This window comes from Parasphingorhabdus sp. W113 (assembly GCF_055693205.1).
Map to the genome: position 1 here is coordinate 1,748,804 of NZ_CM146328.1, position 17,227 is coordinate 1,766,030.

Below are 17,227 nucleotides of genomic sequence, written 5' to 3' on the forward strand. Positions count from 1 at the left end.
AAATCGTGCTTGCTACCGGAGGCGTTTGACGAATAGCTGTCCATTCTCGTCGCGCTTGGTCTGAAAGTTGGGAACATCTTCAAACATGTCAGACAGCCGCGAATAGCCATAGTTGCGCACATCGAAACTGGACCGATTGCCCGCGATCTTGCCGACTTCGCTGAGGCTCGCATAGCCTTCGGTATCGCGCTTTGTCGCGTTATAGGCGTTGATCAGCAAGGCCCGCAGGTCGTCATCAACACCGCCGCTGCCATTGGTCGCTTCGGGCGTGTCTGCCGTCTTGACGTCACTCTTCGCGGGACCGCGCTGTTGCTGTCCGGCCTTGATCAACGCATCAACATCGAGGAACCGGCTGCATGCCTGTTTAAAGGCTTCCGGCGTTTTCTTGCTGCCAAATCCGTAAACCGGAATGCCCTCCTGTCGGATGCGCATCGCCAGGGGCATGAAATCGCTATCGCTGCTCATGATGCCGAAGCCGCTGATATTGCCGCGAAACAGCAGATCCATCGCGTCGATGGTCATTTTCATGTCAGTCGCGTTCTTGCCTTTGGTCATGTCAAACTGCTGCTGGGGCTCGATGCCATATTTGTGCAATATATCGACCCAGCCTTTGAGCGACTGCTTGCGCCAGTTGCCATAGGCGCGGCGAATATTGACGGTGCCCAGTTCGGCCAGCGCGGTCAGCACCGGATCAATGCCATTATGGCTGGCATTATCCGAATCGATGAGCAGCGCGATATTGTCTATTTTTGTTATGTTCATCGCCACCATGTGGACCGCGCGTGGCTGCCGTTCAAGCGGTATTTGTCAGGGAACCAGCCATTCACCGTGCCACTGGTCGGCATCGGGATCCCAGCCATAGGCCGCGCGACGATGGCCGGTATGTGCCAGATAGAGCCATTCGATCCGGTCAATAACGGCCAGCAGGAGCGCAAAATTCGGGCGGGCAGGGTGGAGGTCTTCCGGACTGGGTTTTACACCTTCCAGATCGGCCGGCAGGCCTGATGTCGGGGCCGATACCGGACTCCCCGGCGGCGGTTCGGCGAGATAGCAGCGTTGGCCATAAAGAGTTGATTCTTGCCAGGCGGCTTCGGCAGCGGCGCTGTTTTGCTCGATCGTGGCGTGCCCGGTCAATCGCAATTGCACCTTCGCTGCCGGATGATAGCCGAGGATGGAGATCGGGGCGCCGCCGCCGATATCTGAGACTTTGTCCGCCCGGACATCGGTGTGAAAACGCAGCAAACGCTGGTCTTTGCGCACTTCGCGCAAAACCATGATGCGTTGGCGCGGGGTTCCGTCTCGCGCCACCGTACCGACGCTGGGCATATGCAGGGGAGACTTGCGATCTTTCGAACCGCGGCCCAGCAAGGTCCAGGCTTCGTCCAGTGATAACGAGAGACTGTCCAAAAATTCCGGGTCGGACTGACTGTTCATTCGACGGATTCGAACTCGCCGGTTTGTTCGTCCAGATTGAATAGCACCGCTTCGCCAATGGCATACCAGACGCCATGCAACTTGATCTCACCGCGTTGCTCGCGCTCAGCGATGAAGGGAAAGCTTCGCAGATTTTGCAGACTGATCTTGATCGCCTCCAATTCGAGCGCCCGTTGAGGGTTGTCTGGGCTCTTATCAACAATCTGATCGCGGGCTTCGCCAATGATCGACATCCATTCGTCGATGAAACTCGGCCCGGATTCACCAAGGCTGCCGCCTTTCAGGGCCGCGCTGATCCCGCCACATTGGCCGTGGCCCATCACCACAATATGTTTTACATTGAGACCGGTGACGCCAAATTCGATCGCGGCAGAAGCACCATGCATGCCGCCGCTATGATCATATGGCGGCACCAGATTGGCGACATTGCGCAAGGCAAACATCTGCCCCGGACCGGTGTCGAAAATTGTCGCCGGGTCGACCCGGCTGTCGCAGCAGGAAATAACCATGATCGGGGGCGCTTGTCCGTCCTTGGACAGCGCATCGTAGCGCGCGCGCTGCTTGGGATAGGCATCTTCCTTAAAGCGCCGATACCCTTCGATCAAAGCGTGAAATTCTGGCATTAAAAGCGTTCCCCCCGGACCACCTCCACATTGGCGACGGTCAATAACAAGCTGTGGCTATCCAGTAACGGCGCCAGCGCGTCCGTCAACTGCTCAGCTTTTTCCACATTGGCGATCATCAAAATGATCGATTTCGCCGCCGCGCCACTGACCTCGTCCTGTTGCCACCGGCCGTCCCGCCCGCCGCCAGAGGCAATCTTGATGACACTCCAGCCCGAGATATCGACCTGTTTGGCATAGCCGATAATTTTAGGAACCAGCGGATTATCGACCAGAATTTCGATGCGTTTGCGTTGAACAGTAGCGACCATGATCTACCCCAGATATTTTGCGATGGCGGCAAATAGCGAGATGCCGAACAGGATGTTGAAGGGAAAGGTGATGCCCAGCGACATGGCCAGATAGATGCCCGGATCGGCTTGCGGCAAGGCAAGGCGCATGGCTGCGGGGACCGCAATGTAAGAAGCACTGGCGCACAGCACACCCAAAATGGCGGCGGATCCGGGATCAAGGCCGATCAGCGTGCCGACGACGGTTCCGATCGCGCCGTTGATCACCGGCAGGATGATACCGAGTGTTGCCAGCGGAAGGGTGATCTTGCGGGTTTCGAGTAGCCGGCGCGCCGCGATCAGGCCCATGTCGAGCAGGAACAGGCAGAGTACGCCCTTGAAGCCGACTTCGAACAGCGGCTTGATTGGGGCAAAGCCTTCGACGCCGGCGACAAAGCCGATGACAAAGGCGCCGAGCAACAAGATGACCGAGCCGTTGGTCAGAACTTCATGCATCAAATGGGAATTGCCGTCATTGCCGGCGGTCTTGGTATCTTTCAGCCGTTCGGAAAAGGCGCGCGCGAGCAGCAGGCCGGTAATGATCGCTGGAATTTCCATCAACGCCATCACGCCAACCATGAAGCCGTCGGGTTCCAGGCCTTGTGCGGTAAGCAATTCAATCGCCGTGACGAAGGTAACGACGCTGACCGATCCATAGTGCGCTGCCACGGCACCGGCATCAATCGCACCGAGTTTGGCAAAGGACCGCAGCAGAAAGAAAGCCAGAATCGGGAGCGTGAAGCCTAGCAATACGCCCGAAACGGCGGCAGCCGCCAGATCGACGGTGAAGCCTGTGGAAGCCACTTCGACGCCGCCCTTGAGGCCGATGGCGGCCATCAGATAGATGGACATTGCCTTGGCAAAGGCTTCCGGAATGGCCAGGTCGGATCGGATCACGGCCGCAAAAAAGCCGAGAATGAAGAAGAGAATGACTGGCGAAGTCAGTGTGTCAATGATCATGGCGGTCCAATATGTGACTACCCCTATTGAATTAGCAGGCATATCGCGGTTGGCAAGTCGCCTGGTCGTCGCTATTTGATAATAATGAACGAGATCACCAAAATTCCAGCTCCCTCTGGAAAGCCCGTCCGCCAACGCAAACCCGACTGGATTCGCGTCAAGGCACCGATGGGCAAGGGTTTTGAAGAAACCCGCAAATTGATGCGCGAGCACAAGCTGAACACGGTGTGCGAAGAGGCAGCCTGCCCGAATATCGGTGAGTGCTGGACCAAGAAACATGCGACGGTGATGATCCTTGGGGATGTGTGCACGCGGGCTTGCGCTTTCTGCAATGTGAAAACTGGCATGCCGTTGCGGGTCGACCCACTGGAACCGCAGCACACTGCTGATGCCGCGGCGAAGCTGGGTCTGGAGCATATTGTGATCACCTCGGTGGACCGGGATGACTTGCCCGACGGTGGCGCCAGCCAGTTTGTCCAAGTGATCGAGGCGCTGCGCCGGACAACGCCCAACACCACTATCGAAATATTGACGCCCGATTTCCGTAACAAGGCGGATGCTGCGATCGAAGCGATCGTCACCGCCCGGCCCGATGTGTACAATCACAATCTGGAAACCGTGCCGCGGCTCTATCCCACCATCCGGCCCGGCGCGCGCTATTATGCATCCTTGCGTCTGCTGGAACAGGTCAAGCGGCTTGATCCGTCAATCTTTACCAAATCCGGCATCATGCTGGGTTTGGGGGAACAGCGGCTTGAAGTGCATCAGGTGATGGACGACATGCGCTCGGCCGATATTGATTTCATGACCATGGGCCAATATCTGCAACCGACGCCCAAACATGCCAATGTCGAGGAATTTGTGACCCCACAGGCCTTTGATGCCTATGCCGCCATTGGTCGCGCCAAGGGCTTCCTGCTGGTGGCCTCCAGCCCGCTGACCCGTTCGAGCTATCATGCCGGCGATGATTTCGCGAAAATGCAGGCGGCTCGCGACGCAAAGCTGGCCAAGGAAGCGGCCTCCGCTGATGCCAGCGCATAGAGAAACCCGCGAGCTGCCTTACAGCGCGAGCCAGATGTATGCGCTGGTCGCCGACGTGGGCCGGTATGAGGAATTTCTGCCGTGGGTGGTTGGCACCCGAATCCGGACCAACAGCGATACGGAAATGGTGGCGGACATGATTGTCGGGTTCAAGGGCCTGCGCGAGCAATTCACGTCACGGGTGGTGAAAAATGCCGCCCAGCGGACAATCGAGGTCGACTATCTGGATGGGCCGCTCAAACAATTGCACAATGAATGGATATTCCGCGATCATGAAAATGGCGGCAGTTCGGTTGAATTTTACGTCAACTTTACGTTCAAGAACCGGATGTTTGAAAAGCTCGCCGGTCAGATGTTTGCCAAGGCCCTGCACAAGATGACGAGCGCCTTTGTCGATCGTGCAGAAACAATCTATGGCAAAGACTATGAAGCCCCGTCCGGCAATAACAGCTCCAGCGCCACCAACGCCGCCTGAAGTCGAATGTCGGCACGGCTTTTGTCGGCACCCAAATTATGGCGATCGGCAACCACATCCTCGACGTTCTTGCCTTTTTCGGCCTTGGCGAACACCACGGTACCGACCGGCTTCTTGTCGGTTCCGCCATCCGGGCCAGCCACACCGGTAATCGCCACAGCCACATCGCATCCTGATTTCGCGAGAGCGCCTTGCGCCATGTCCCACGCCACCGCGATGGAGACCGCACCGAAGGTTTCGAGCAGATCGTCGCTCACATCGAGCAGATTATGCTTGGCTTCATTGGAATAGGTGTTGAAACCGCATTCAAAAACCGCGCTGCTGCCAGGAATTTCGGTCAGTGCGGCAGCGACCAGCCCGCCGGTACAGCTTTCGGCCACGGCCACCCGGCGGCCTATATCATGGTTGGAGTCGACGACTTTCTGCGCCAGATCCACCAGTTCCTGAGGTAAGAGGTTTTGCATAGGACGCGCCGGTTAGACCCTATTGTTCGACTTTGCAAATATTGAACGGACGTTGCTTTTCCTCGTTTTGCCCAAGCTGCATCAACATCACCACCAGGCTGGAGATATTTTCCGCAGGGAGCGGCCCTAGCAAGCCGTAAACCTGATCAATCGTGCCGCAGGTGCCCGGCTTGATTTCCTTGGCCAGCATCGCGGGTATCATGGCATCGACCATGGGCCGCAAACTGTCCATGTCCATCCCTTCAGGCAGCTTGTCGCCGGCCAAGACGCCAATCACGCCGCGTGCCGCTGGCCAGGCTTGGTCGGAAGCCGAGACGAAATCTTCATATTGGTCCGACTCCTCTTGCATCAGTGGCGCGACTGGCGGCAACTGGTCGCCGCATTGGCTCTGGGCGGTGTTGATCGCCAGCGGCAACACATAGGTAACCAGCGCTTCCGCTTCGGCGACGCTGATACAGCGATTGGCTTCGGCAGCCTGCAGTGAGGCGCTGTTGGCGAGGGCCGCGATGGCGGCGGCGGTCATCAAGGGTTTGAACATTATACTTTACTCCATGCTGATGGTGGCAATAGCCTGCGCCGCGATGCCTTCCGCGCGTCCGGTGAAACCAAGACGTTCGGTCGTGGTGGCCTTCACACTGACCTGATCGAGCGAAATTCCTAACATATCTGCGATGTTCTGGCGAATGGCCGCGCGATGGGGTTTGATTTTGGGCGCTTCGCAGATCACGGTCATGTCGACATTATTTATGCTTGCACCTTTCTGTTTGATGACCAGAGCGGCATGTTCGACAAAAAGATGGGACGCGGCGCCCCGCCATTGGGGGTCCGATGGCGGGAAATGATCGCCAATATCGCCGGCACCGGCCGCGCCCAGCAGCGCGTCGGTCAGGGCGTGAAGCAGTACATCGGCATCGCTATGGCCGGCCAGGCCCTTGTCATGGGCAATCTGGAGGCCACCAAGCCAAAGCTCTTCGCCGGCAACGAGCTGATGGACGTCATATCCCATTCCGGTGCGTATCTGCGGCATAATATCCCGTGTCTTTTCTGCAAAATCTGATGGTGTGGTATATTTCTTCAAGCGTTCATCGCCGTCAATTACCGCAACGGGATGGCCCGCGGCGCGAAACAATTGCGCATCGTCGCTGGCATTGCCGTCTGCCTTTGCGGCGCGATGCACCGCATATAATTTCGCAAAATCGAAGGCCTGCGGGGTTTGCACGCGCCAAATCCCGTTGCGATCGAGCGTGTTGCCAGCAAGACCCTGTTCGGCGGCCACCACGGTATCGACCATTGGCAGCACCGGTATGGCGGCATCTTCTCTCGATAGCGCCGTGAGCAGGCGATCAATAATGGTTGCGGGCAGAACGGGTCGGGCGGCGTCATGAACCAGGATATGATCGACCGCGCTGGCAGCGCTTTCGGCGTGCACCGCAGCCAATCCGTTAAAGACACTTTGTTGGCGCGTGGCGCCGCCGAGAACGACCGTATAGGGCGACAATCCGTTGAGCGCTTCCGCGATCAGTTCTTCCTGGCCGGCACCAATGACGACCCAGAGATGCGCAATCGCCGGATGAGCCAGCATGGCGGCGACGCTATGGCGGATCATCGGCACCCCGTCGATCGGTTCATATTGCTTGGGGCGATCGAGCCCCGATCGGGTGCCGCTACCCGCCGCCACGATTATCGCGCCGGTGCTGCGGGATGTTTTGCCGGAAAGGGTGCCAGAATCAGACATTATGGACCATCTAGCCCAAGGATATCTTGCCTGCCAGCCGCTTTGACGATAAAGGCTGCTTAAATTTTAGGCAGTATGACATGACTTTGAATCCCATTGCGATCGACCAGATCACCATCGATAGCCCGGTATTGCTCGCGCCGATGACCGGCGTGACCGATTTGCCGTTCCGTAAATTGGTGCGGCGGTTCGGGTCGGGCCTCAATGTCACCGAGATGATCGCCAGCCAGGCGATGATCCGTGAAACCCGTCAATCGCTGCAGAAATGCGCGTGGGACCCGATCGAGGAACCGGTTTCGATGCAATTGGCCGGATGCTGCCCGGATGCCATGGCCGAAGCTGCCAAGCTCAATGCCGATCGTGGGGCGCAGATTATCGATATCAATATGGGCTGCCCGGTCAAGAAAGTGGTCAATGGTGATGCCGGCTCGGCGCTGATGCGGGACCTGCCGCTGGCAGCGGCGTTGATCAAGGCCACGGTTGCTGCGGTCGACGTGCCGGTGACCGTCAAAATGCGGATGGGCTGGGACCATGCCAGCCTCAACGCACCCGAGCTGGCGCATATTGCCGAAGATCTTGGTGCGAAAATGATCACCGTTCACGGCCGCACGCGCTGTCAGATGTACAAGGGCAGTGCGGACTGGAAATTTATTCGCTCGGTAAAAGAGGCGGTTTCGGTTCCGGTCATTGCCAATGGCGATATCTGCACCATCGCCGATTGCGAGCAGGCGCTGGCCGATAGCGGGGCCGACGGCCTGATGATTGGCCGCGGGGCTTATGGCAAGCCCTGGTTGCTCGGGCAGGTGATGCACTGGTTCGCAACCGGAGAATTGCTGCCCGATCCCGACCTGCCGACGCAATATGCGGTTCTCGAAGAACATTATCGCGACATGCTCAACCATTATGGTGAGGATATTGGGGTCAAAATCGCCCGCAAGCATATTGGCTGGTATACCAAGGGCTTGCCCGGCTCGGCCGAGTTCCGCAATCAAGCGAACAAGGAAGTCGATCCCGCCAAGGTGATCGCGATGCTTAGCGATTTTTATGCGCCCTGGCTGAACAAAGCCGCCGCTTGATGGTGGCGGATTCGGCTGCCCAGATGCCGTCTGCGGAGCAGATCTTCGCGGGTTTGCCTGATGCGTTGTTGCTGATTGATCGCGACCACAAGGTGCGCGCGATGAATCCGGCGGCAGAGAATTTTGTCGGCACCAGCGCGAAACATGTCGTCGATCAGCCGGTTGATTCGGTTTTTCATTTTCAGGATGACCGATTGCAATCGGCTTTGCGGGACGGCGCGTCCAATCTGGTTGCGCGGCGCACCGATATTGTGACCAAGGATCAGAAGAACAAGCTGGTTGATCTTAGGATCCAGGTCTTGCCCAATGAACCGGAATGGCGCGTCATGGCGATTTCGCCCTTGCCGACAGACGGACCTTCAATGGAGCGAGAAGCCCTGGATCCGAGCGATTTTTCGATACGGGCCCCGGATATTCTTGGTCATGAAATCAAGAATCCGCTGGCTGCCATCAAAGGCGCTGCTCAGCTGCTGAACCGGTCGCTGGGGGAGGATCAAAAACCCTTGACCCAGATGATCCAGTCGGAAGTGGAGCGGATCGCCAAGCTGATAGACCAGATGCAGAGCCTTTCGGCCAACCAGCCCGCAAAAGTGCAACCGACCAATATCCATGCGTTGATCGATGTGGCGCGCCAATCGATCGAGGCTGCTGCCAAAGGCCACCTCAAGATCGCGGATGATTTCGATCCGTCGATTCCGGAGGTTCTGGCCAATCCCGACGCGCTGATGCAGATATTGTTCAACCTGCTGTCCAACGCGGTTGATGCGACGCGGAACACCGAAAACCCGAGCATAGCCGTGATCACCCGCTATAGTTTCGGCGCATCTTTTTCCGCGCCGGACGGGGATCAGGCGGTGCGCCTGCCGGTCGAAATCATTGTTCGCGACAACGGACCGGGCGTGCCGGTTGATCTGGAGCGCGACATATTTGCGCCCTTTGTCTCGACCAAGGCCCATGGACAGGGCTTGGGCCTGGCGCTGGTGCGCAAGCTGATCACCGATATGAATGGCCGCGTCCGCTATGAACGAAACACCAAGACCGGGCTCAGCCAGTTCATATTGTTCCTGCCTGTGGCAGGCCGGAGGCAATCATGACGAAGCAGACCATTTTGCTGGTAGAAGACGACCCGTCGGTCAGTCACATCATTTCGACAACGTTAAAGGCCGAAGGCATGACGGTGGTCAGTTGCGCGTCGGTCGAAGAGCGCGATACCTTGCTGGCCAGTGAGCGATTTGACCTGCTGATTACCGATGTCGGCTTGGGGGATGCCGACGGAATCGCCACTCTGGATGCCGTAAAAGCCCGTGATCCGGATTTGCCGATCATTGTGATATCGGCCCAGAATACCCTCAATACGGCGGTCCGGGCCTCTGAAACCGGCGCGTTTGAATATTTCCCGAAACCGTTTGATCTCGATGAACTGGTCGAGGTTGTGCAGCAGGCGATGAAACCGCGCAGCAAGGCTCGGGTTGCTGATGACAGCGACGAGGAAACCATGCCGCTGGTCGGCCGCAGCCCGGAAATGCAGGATGTCTACCGGATGATTGCCCGGCTGTTGCGCAATGATCTCTCTGTGCTGGTGCTCGGGGAATCGGGAACCGGGAAAGAATTGGTGGCCGAAGCCATTCACAATCTTGGACATCGCAAGGCCGGACCGTTTATCGCGGTCAACATGGCCGCCATCCCGACCGATCTGATCGAGGCCGAGCTTTTTGGTCATGAAAAGGGCGCGTTTACCGGCGCGATCAGCAGCGCCGCCGGGAAATTCGAACAGGCGCAGGGCGGCACGCTGTTTCTCGACGAGATTGGCGACATGCCGATGCACGCGCAGACCCGTCTGCTGCGGGCTTTGCAATCCGGCGAAATTAACCGCGTGGGTGGCAAAGGGCTGATCAAGCTCGACGTCCGAATTGTCGCTGCGACCAACAAGGATATTCCCGCGCTGATTGAAAAAGGCGTCTTCCGGGAAGATCTCTATTACCGGATCAACGTGGTGCCGATTGCCCTGCCGCCGCTGCGCAACCGGTCGAGCGACATTCCGGCCTTGGCCAATCATTTCATCAAACTGGCGGCTGCCGAAGGGTTGCCCGCCAAGATATTGGCACCGGAGGCAGCGGAAACGCTGGTTCGGCACCCCTGGCGCGGCAATGTCCGGGAACTCAAGAACCTGATCTACCGGTTGGTGGTCACCGCCCGGGAAGAAGAATTGTCGGCTGCTGTCGTGCAACAGATTTTGCAGTCGGAAAATGCTGGCAGTCAGGACGAGGAGGTCGAAGCGGGGTTCGCCGATCAGGTGCGGGCGCTGGCGATCGACATGGTCGAGGAGGACGGCAGCGGGACCTCGCTCTATGTTCGCGCCCTGGCCAAATTTGAAAAACCGCTGCTGGAAGAGGTTTTGCGGCGGGTGCAGGGCAACCAGATCAAGGCGGCGACGATGTTGGGCATAAACCGCAATACGTTGCGGAAAAAACTCACTGAATATGATATTGATCCAGCCCAGACACGATAAAGCGAAGATGTTGCTCGGCAGAGCGTGACATTTATGCTCCATTTGTGCTGTTTTTATCACGATTCTGTTGTATCAGGATCACAATGAACGCACCGCAGCCCCCTTTTGAAAAGCGAACACCCAATTGGTTGCGGCGGCTGTCTTTGTTTGCTGAAAATGACCGCGCGATGAAACGTGTGGAATGGGCGGTTATCGTGGCTTTTGCCTTGATGATTGCGGGAACCTATTTTTTCCTGAGCGGACAATCCGATACCACCGACTTGATTTCACCGCCGCTCACGGCCGCCTTGCTGGTGGGCAATCTTATTCCGGCGATCATATTGCTGGTTCTGTTCGGTCGCCGCATTGCAAAGGGCAGGGCGGCCAAGTCCGCCGTGGGCAGCAGTGGCCGATTGCATGTGCGTCTGGTCGCGCTGTTTTCGCTGGTCGCCAGCGTTCCGATGTTGCTGGTGGTCATTTTCGCGTCGCTATTATTTCAATATGGCGTGGAATTCTGGTTCTCCGATCGGGCGCGAGGCATGCTGGAAAATGCCAATGATCTGGCGCGGGGCTATTATGACCAGAATCAGCGGGATGTCGGCCGTGAAACCACGACCATGGCAGGCGATTTGCGTAATTTTCTGACGGAATATCGGATCGACAGCCCGGAATTTGCCGAAGCCTACGTGTTCCAGGTGGTGACCCGCAAGCTGAACGAGTCGGCGATCATCGAATTTGGCGACGACGGGATTGCCCGCACCGCTGCTGCGGTTGACCCGGATGATCAGGACCAGGCATCGAAACTGACGACCAATATGGTTGAACGGCTGACCGGCGGCGAGGATTATGTCATTACCGCCGGCCCCAACAAGATTGAAGCGGTGACCGCGCTTGATCGCGAGGCCCGGATATTCCTCTATGCTGCCCGGGATTCCGACATGCTGGCGCTGAGTCAGTGGCAGCGGGCAAAAGACGTGCTGAAGGATTATGATGATCTGTTTTCCCGATCACGCGGTCTTCAGCTGCAGTTTAATATAGCGCTGTTTTTTGTGTCCTTGCTGATCGTCGGTCTGGCGCTGTGGATCGCGCTGGTTGTGGCCGATCGCATGGTCCGCCCGGTCGGCGAACTGGTGCACGCGGCCAAACGGATTACCGAAGGCGATCTCGCGACGCGGGTGCCCAGTCCGACGGACAAGGACGAGATTGGGACATTGGGGCGCGCGTTTAACCGGATGACCGAGCGGCTCGAAACCCAGACAACCGCGCTGCTGACCGCCAATGATCAACTGGGCAGCCGGCGCGCGTTTATTGAAACGGTACTGGAATCGGTCACCGCCGGCATTATCAGTCTGAACGGGGCGGGTGAGCTGCGCCTGATCAATTCGCGGGCACAGGCCTTGCTGGCGAAGGAAAGCGAGGATTTGCTCGACAAGCCGATTTCGGAAATCGCCCCTGAATTTGATGCGCTGATTACCGAAGGCGTTGAGAAAACGATCATGCAATTCTCCTCTGGCAATGAAATTCGGACGTTGGAGGTCAAGATTGTCAGCGGCCCATCGGGGCATGTGATTACCTTTGAAGATATCACCCAGCAGCTGCTCGATCAGCGCCGGGCCGCCTGGTCTGACGTGGCCCGCCGGATCGCCCATGAAATCAAGAACCCGCTGACGCCGATTCAGCTGGCCGCCGAACGTCTGCAGCGCCGGTTTGGCAAGACAATCGAAGGCGATGGCCGGCCGATATTCGATCAGCTGACCGCGACCATTGTCCGCCAGGTTGGCGACCTGCGCAATATCGTCGACGAATTCTCCTCCTTCGCGCGGATGCCGAAGCCGGTTTTCCGCAGCGAAAATCTCAACGATATCGTCAAACAGGCCGTATTCCTCCAGGAAGTGGCGCATCCGAAAATCCATTTCGAATTCCATACCGATGATCCCGAACTGACGCTGGTCTGTGATCGTCGCCAATTGGGGCAGGGGCTGACAAATATTGTCAAAAATGCGGTCGAGGCCATTGAACAGAAGGTCGACGCCACGGACGGGTTCTCGCTGGACGATGGCCAGATCACGATGGCGGTGCGGCGCCAGGACGACGATGTCGTCGTCCAGCTAGACGATAATGGTATCGGTTTGCCAGCCGAGCGCGAGCGGATCATCGAGCCCTATATGACCACCCGGGAGAAGGGGACCGGTTTGGGGCTGGCGATCGTCAAGAAGATTATCGAGGAACATTTTGGCGATATTGGTTTTTCCGATGCCGAAAATGGCGGAACCCTTGTCCGGATTACGCTCTGCCCATCGAAACTGGAACGTTTGCATAGCGACAGTGCCGTGATCGAAACGGCAACGGATACAACCGTCACCCGATCCGCTCATCGCCCTGACGGAGATGACGACAAGCCCGCCCGAATCGAGAAAATACCCCCTGTTTGAATGCATAACCCCCCTGAAAATATCGCATGTAGAGGTCGAAAAATATGGCGTTAGATATTCTGATTGTTGACGATGAACCTGATATCCGGGAGTTGATTTCCGGTGTTCTGGAAGATGATGGCTATGAAACCCGCATGGCGGCCGACAGCGATTCGGCTTTGGCAGCGGTCAATGAACGCAAACCTTCCCTGGTGTTGCTCGATGTCTGGCTGCGCGGGTCGCGCCTTGACGGTTTGGAGTTGCTCACCGAGATCAAGAAGATCGACGCAAAGCTGCCGGTCATCGTGATTTCCGGACATGGCAATATTGATACCGCGGTCGCCGCTATTTCACAGGGTGCGGTGGATTTCATCGAGAAACCGTTTGAAGCGGAACATCTGATGCATCTGGTTGCGCGGGCCACCGAAACCGAAAGCCTGCGCCGCGAGAATGAGATTTTGAAAGCGCGGGTCGGCTTTGCCGATGAACTGACCGGCAACAGCGCGGCGGTCAATGCCGTTCGGGCAACTCTGAAAAGAGTCGCGGGAACAGGCAGCCGGTTGCTGATCTCCGGGCCTGCCGGTGTCGGCAAGGAAGTCGCGGCGCGCCTGATGCACAACTGGAGCACCCGCGCGACAGCGCCTTTTGTCACGATCAGCGCGGCTCGCTTGTCTCCGGAAAGCGTGGAAGAAGAGCTATTTGGCACCGAACGTGGCGGCGCGGTGGAAAAAGTCGGTCTGATGGAAGAAGCGCATGGCGGCACTTTGTTTATCGATGAAGTGGCCGACATGCCACTGGATACCCAGGGCAAGATTTTACGGGTGCTGACAGAGCAGAGCTTCGTGCGCCTCGGGGGCAATCAGAAGGTCAAGGTTGATGTTCGCGTCGTATCGGCAACCTCGCGCAATCTGGACGAGGAGATTCAGGAAAAACGATTTCGTGAGGATCTGTTCTACCGTCTCAACGTGGTGCCGGTGGAACTGCCGCCGCTTAACCAGCGGCGGGAAGACATTCCGACGCTGGTCGAACAATATTCCGCGCGTTTCTCGGCAGATCAAAGGCTCAATCCACCCGAAATTTCGGCTGAAGCCATGGCGGCGTTGCAGGCTTATGACTGGCCCGGCAATGTGCGGCAGCTGCGCAATGTGATTGAACGCACGATCATCCTGGCGCCCAAGGACAATTTCGACCGCATCGAGATCGAGATGCTGCCGGCAGAGATTCTCGGGCATGATGATGATCTTGATCAAGGCGTGGCGTCACTGATGGGATCGCCGCTGCGAGAAGCCCGCGAGAGCTTCGAGCGGGAATATCTCAAGGTTCAGATTCGTCGCTTTTCCGGCAATATCTCCAAAACCGCCAATTTTATCGGGATGGAACGGTCCGCCTTGCATCGGAAACTGAAGATTCTGGGACTGACCGCGAAAAAGAAACAGGAAGTCGACTAGCGGTTCGTCCGATTGCGGTTGTAGCTTTTGATCGGAAGACATATATCAGGGTAGACGGCTCCCCAGACCTTCCCCCTTTCCGTCAAATTTAAAAGCAACGCGGCCTGTTGGTCGCCAAAAACCGCCAATCAATGGATGTCAAAATGACCGATAAATCAAATAACTTGCAAGATCTCTTCCTAAACTCTCTGCGCAAATCGAAAATGCCTGTAACGATGTTTCTTGTCAAAGGCGTGAAGCTGCAGGGCATCGTCACATGGTTTGACAATTTTTCCGTGTTGCTGCGCCGTGATGGCCAGTCGCAACTGGTGTACAAGCACGCCATTTCGACGATCATGCCGTCGCAAAGTCTCGAAATGCAGGTCTTTGCCGATCTGATGGAGCGATCCAAGGCGAAAAACGGTGTCTTGCAAGAGGTGTTCCTGACCGCTGTTCGCGACAGCAATGATTCGGTGACGATGTTCCTGGTCAATGGCGTGATGTTGCAAGGTGAAGTGGCGGCCTATGATCTGTTTTGCATCCTGCTGGAGCGCGAAGGCCTGGCGCAGCTGGTCTACAAACATGCCATTTCGACCATCCAGCCAAGCGGGCCGATCAATCTGGCAGATTATAATAATGATGGCGGTAGCGATTGATACCCTTTGAAAAAGACGGTCTCGACGGCACCACCGACAAAGTGGTCATCGTGCACCCCGATCTGGGGTCGCTGAGCCAGAATGGCCTGGATTATCGGCTTGAGGAAGCCGCCGGACTGGCTCTGGCGATCGGGCTTGAAGCGGACACGGTGCGGCATTTTTCGGTCCGCTCTCCCAAGCCCGGGACATTGTTTGGATCCGGGCAGGTCGACCAGATCAAGGTGATATTGACGCAGGACGACGCCAATATTCTGATTGTCGACGGGACCTTAACCGCGATTCAACAGAGAAATCTCGAAGAAGCGCTGAAGGTCAAGGTCATTGACCGGACTGGGTTGATCTTGGAGATTTTCGGGGAACGGGCGGCCACCGCGGAAGGGCGTTTGCAGGTCGAACTGGCGCATCTCGACTATCAGGCCGGACGGCTTGTACGCAGCTGGACTCACCTCGAGCGGCAGCGCGGCGGCTTTGGATTCTTGGGTGGCCCCGGCGAGACCCAGATCGAGTCCGATCGGCGGATGATCCGGGATCGGATGGCGAAACTGCGCCGCGAATTGTCGCATCTGCGCAAGACCCGGACGCTCCATCGGTCCCGGCGGCAAAAGGCCCCGTGGCCGGTCATTGCGCTGGTCGGCTATACCAATGCCGGCAAATCGACCTTGTTCAACCGCCTGACCGGCGCTGATGTGTTCGCCGAGGACCTGCTATTTGCGACCCTCGATCCAACCATGCGCCAATTTCCGTTGCCGGGCTATGACAAGGCGATCATCTCCGATACGGTCGGTTTTGTGTCCGACCTGCCAACCCAGTTGGTCGCGGCGTTTCGCGCGACCCTGGAAGAAGTGACCGCCGCCGATGTCATCATCCATGTCCGGGATATCTCCCATGTCGCCCGGGATGACCAGGCGCGGGATGTCGAGCAGATATTGATGGAACTGGGCGTCGATCTGGCGGAAGGGGACGGGACACCGGTGATTGAAGCCTGGAACAAGTGCGACTTGATCGATGAAGATGCGATGGATTCTCCGCAATTGCCGCGCCATATCCCGGACAATGTCTGTCTGGTTTCGGCCTTGAAGGGGGAGGGGCTTGACCGGCTCACCGGGATGATCACCGATACCTTGTCCCGCAACCATGATACCGAGACCGTGAAAATTGATGTCAGCGATGGCAAACGCCTGGCCTGGTTGCACGAAAATGGCCGCGTGCTGGAAACCGAACAAGTGGCGGACGATTTGATCCTGTCGGTACAAATGTCGCATCGCAACTGGGGGCGCTATAATGCTTTGTAGGCGTTTAGCTGTCGCTTAACGCCTGTTTGGCTCGCTGCCATTCCGCTTCCAGTTCATCGATCGTCATATCTTGCAGCTTGCGGGAAGCTTGTGATTCCAACTGATTGAACCGTTTCGAGAATTTTTTGGTCGCATCGGCAAGCGCCTGCTCCGCATCGACGCCATGATGGCGAGCGAGATTGACCGCAGAAAACAAGACATCACCGACTTCGTCGTGAACTTCCTCGGCGGTTGTCGCCTGCTCCAATTCGGCCAGTTCTTCCTGTAATTTGGCCTTCACAGGGGCAATATCCGGCCAATCGAAACCAACCCGTGCAGCGCGCTTCTGAATTTTTTGCGCCCGCAGCAGCGCGGGCAGGGCGAGGGCAACCCCGTCCAGCGTACTGGTCTGGCCTTCGTCAACGCGCTCTGCGGCCTTGATTTCTTCCCAGCCTGGCGTGTCATCGGCATCGCCGAAAATATGCGGATGACGCCTTATCATCTTGGTGCAAATGGCATCGACAACATCGGCAAAGGCAAACTGATCATTGTCCGCCGCAATCTGGCTATGGAACACCACTTGCAGCAGCAGATCGCCCAATTCATCCTTCAGTGCCGGGTAATCCTGCCGGTCAATCGCATCGGCCACTTCATAAGCCTCTTCAATCGTATAGGGCGCAATGGTTTCAAACGTTTGGACCTTGTCCCACTCGCAGCCCGTTTCCGGATCGCGAAGCCGCTGCATGACTTCAAGAAGGGGATCAATCATGGTAACTCCAGAAGGTCAGTGTTAGGTCGCATGAAAAGAGAGACTATTTTCGCCAGAAATGGAATGAT

At 57.2% G+C, this 17,227-nt stretch carries 18 protein-coding genes; 9 read left to right on the forward strand and 9 right to left on the reverse strand.

Annotation, left to right across the window (positions count from 1 at the left end; all coding sequences use genetic code 11):
• Positions 1-12: 12 nt before the first annotated feature.
• The 5 genes from ACZ1GS_RS08300 to ACZ1GS_RS08320 are packed head-to-tail and all read right to left on the reverse strand — an operon-like array spanning position 13 to position 3,346.
• The gene (locus tag ACZ1GS_RS08300) at positions 13-762 is read right to left on the reverse strand and encodes an NYN domain-containing protein (protein WP_472697986.1); all 750 of its coding nucleotides are present in this window, start codon (positions 760-762) and stop codon (positions 13-15) included.
• Positions 763-807: 45 nt separating this feature from the next.
• Positions 808-1,434, reverse strand: coding sequence for a flavin-binding protein (locus ACZ1GS_RS08305; protein WP_472697987.1), 627 nt, complete (start codon positions 1,432-1,434; stop codon positions 808-810).
• The gene (locus ACZ1GS_RS08310) at positions 1,431-2,057 is read right to left on the reverse strand and encodes a carbonic anhydrase (protein WP_472697988.1); all 627 of its coding nucleotides are present in this window, start codon (positions 2,055-2,057) and stop codon (positions 1,431-1,433) included. The genes ACZ1GS_RS08305 and ACZ1GS_RS08310 overlap by 4 nt, the downstream gene beginning before the upstream one ends.
• Positions 2,057-2,368, reverse strand: a complete 312-nt coding sequence (locus tag ACZ1GS_RS08315; RefSeq protein ID WP_472697989.1) for a P-II family nitrogen regulator — start codon at positions 2,366-2,368, stop codon at positions 2,057-2,059. Before ACZ1GS_RS08315 ends, ACZ1GS_RS08310 begins: the two co-directional genes overlap by 1 nt.
• 3 nt (positions 2,369-2,371) lie before the next feature.
• Positions 2,372-3,346, reverse strand: a complete 975-nt coding sequence (locus ACZ1GS_RS08320; RefSeq protein ID WP_472697990.1) for a sodium-dependent bicarbonate transport family permease — start codon at positions 3,344-3,346, stop codon at positions 2,372-2,374.
• Positions 3,347-3,430: 84 nt separating this feature from the next.
• Here ACZ1GS_RS08320 and lipA point away from each other — a divergent pair, with 84 nt between their 5' ends.
• Both lipA and ACZ1GS_RS08330 read left to right on the forward strand, forming a co-directional pair.
• Positions 3,431-4,387, forward strand: a complete 957-nt coding sequence (gene lipA, locus ACZ1GS_RS08325) for a lipoyl synthase (RefSeq protein ID WP_472697991.1) — start codon at positions 3,431-3,433, stop codon at positions 4,385-4,387.
• The gene (locus tag ACZ1GS_RS08330; protein WP_472697992.1) at positions 4,374-4,862 is read left to right on the forward strand and encodes a type II toxin-antitoxin system RatA family toxin; all 489 of its coding nucleotides are present in this window, start codon (positions 4,374-4,376) and stop codon (positions 4,860-4,862) included. Before lipA ends, ACZ1GS_RS08330 begins: the two co-directional genes overlap by 14 nt.
• On the opposite strand, the gene ACZ1GS_RS08335 is transcribed toward ACZ1GS_RS08330, so the two are convergent.
• The 3 genes from ACZ1GS_RS08335 to ACZ1GS_RS08345 are packed head-to-tail and all read right to left on the reverse strand — an operon-like array spanning position 4,811 to position 7,061.
• Positions 4,811-5,326, reverse strand: coding sequence for a CinA family protein (locus ACZ1GS_RS08335; RefSeq protein WP_472697993.1), 516 nt, complete (start codon positions 5,324-5,326; stop codon positions 4,811-4,813). The two genes, ACZ1GS_RS08330 and ACZ1GS_RS08335, sit on opposite strands and share 52 nt — an antisense overlap.
• A gap of 19 nt (positions 5,327-5,345) precedes the next feature.
• The gene (locus ACZ1GS_RS08340; protein WP_472697994.1) at positions 5,346-5,864 is read right to left on the reverse strand and encodes a hypothetical protein; all 519 of its coding nucleotides are present in this window, start codon (positions 5,862-5,864) and stop codon (positions 5,346-5,348) included.
• Positions 5,865-5,870: 6 nt separating this feature from the next.
• Positions 5,871-7,061, reverse strand: a complete 1,191-nt coding sequence (locus tag ACZ1GS_RS08345) for a bifunctional 2-C-methyl-D-erythritol 4-phosphate cytidylyltransferase/2-C-methyl-D-erythritol 2,4-cyclodiphosphate synthase (RefSeq protein ID WP_472697995.1) — start codon at positions 7,059-7,061, stop codon at positions 5,871-5,873.
• 80 nt (positions 7,062-7,141) lie between these two features.
• Between ACZ1GS_RS08345 and dusB the strand changes: the two genes are divergently transcribed.
• From dusB to hflX, 7 genes are all read left to right on the forward strand, one after another.
• Positions 7,142-8,137, forward strand: a complete 996-nt coding sequence (gene dusB / locus ACZ1GS_RS08350) for a tRNA dihydrouridine synthase DusB (RefSeq protein WP_472697996.1) — start codon at positions 7,142-7,144, stop codon at positions 8,135-8,137.
• Entirely contained in the window at positions 8,137-9,231 is a 1,095-nt protein-coding gene (locus ACZ1GS_RS08355) for a two-component system sensor histidine kinase NtrB (RefSeq protein WP_472697997.1), read from the forward strand. Before dusB ends, ACZ1GS_RS08355 begins: the two co-directional genes overlap by 1 nt.
• Positions 9,228-10,646 (forward strand): nitrogen regulation protein NR(I), encoded by a 1,419-nt coding sequence (ntrC, locus tag ACZ1GS_RS08360; RefSeq protein ID WP_472697998.1) that lies wholly within the window; start codon positions 9,228-9,230, stop codon positions 10,644-10,646. Before ACZ1GS_RS08355 ends, ntrC begins: the two co-directional genes overlap by 4 nt.
• 83 nt (positions 10,647-10,729) lie before the next feature.
• Positions 10,730-13,057: a sensor histidine kinase gene (locus ACZ1GS_RS08365; protein WP_472697999.1), complete on the forward strand. Its 2,328-nt coding sequence runs from the start codon at positions 10,730-10,732 to the stop codon at positions 13,055-13,057.
• A 44-nt stretch (positions 13,058-13,101) separates the two neighbouring features.
• On the forward strand, positions 13,102-14,484 hold the full coding sequence (gene ntrX, locus ACZ1GS_RS08370; RefSeq protein ID WP_472698000.1) for a nitrogen assimilation response regulator NtrX: 1,383 nt from the start codon (positions 13,102-13,104) through the stop codon (positions 14,482-14,484).
• Between the two features lie 131 nt (positions 14,485-14,615).
• The gene (gene hfq, locus ACZ1GS_RS08375) at positions 14,616-15,119 is read left to right on the forward strand and encodes an RNA chaperone Hfq (protein ID WP_472698001.1); all 504 of its coding nucleotides are present in this window, start codon (positions 14,616-14,618) and stop codon (positions 15,117-15,119) included.
• Positions 15,116-16,411 carry a GTPase HflX gene (gene hflX / locus ACZ1GS_RS08380; RefSeq protein WP_472698002.1) on the forward strand — a complete coding sequence of 432 codons (1,296 nt, stop codon included), beginning with the start codon at positions 15,116-15,118 and terminating at the stop codon, positions 16,409-16,411. Before hfq ends, hflX begins: the two co-directional genes overlap by 4 nt.
• 4 nt (positions 16,412-16,415) lie before the next feature.
• Here the strand turns inward: hflX and mazG are convergent, their stop codons facing one another.
• Positions 16,416-17,159, reverse strand: a complete 744-nt coding sequence (mazG, locus tag ACZ1GS_RS08385) for a nucleoside triphosphate pyrophosphohydrolase (protein ID WP_472698003.1) — start codon at positions 17,157-17,159, stop codon at positions 16,416-16,418.
• Positions 17,160-17,227: the final 68 nt, after the last annotated feature.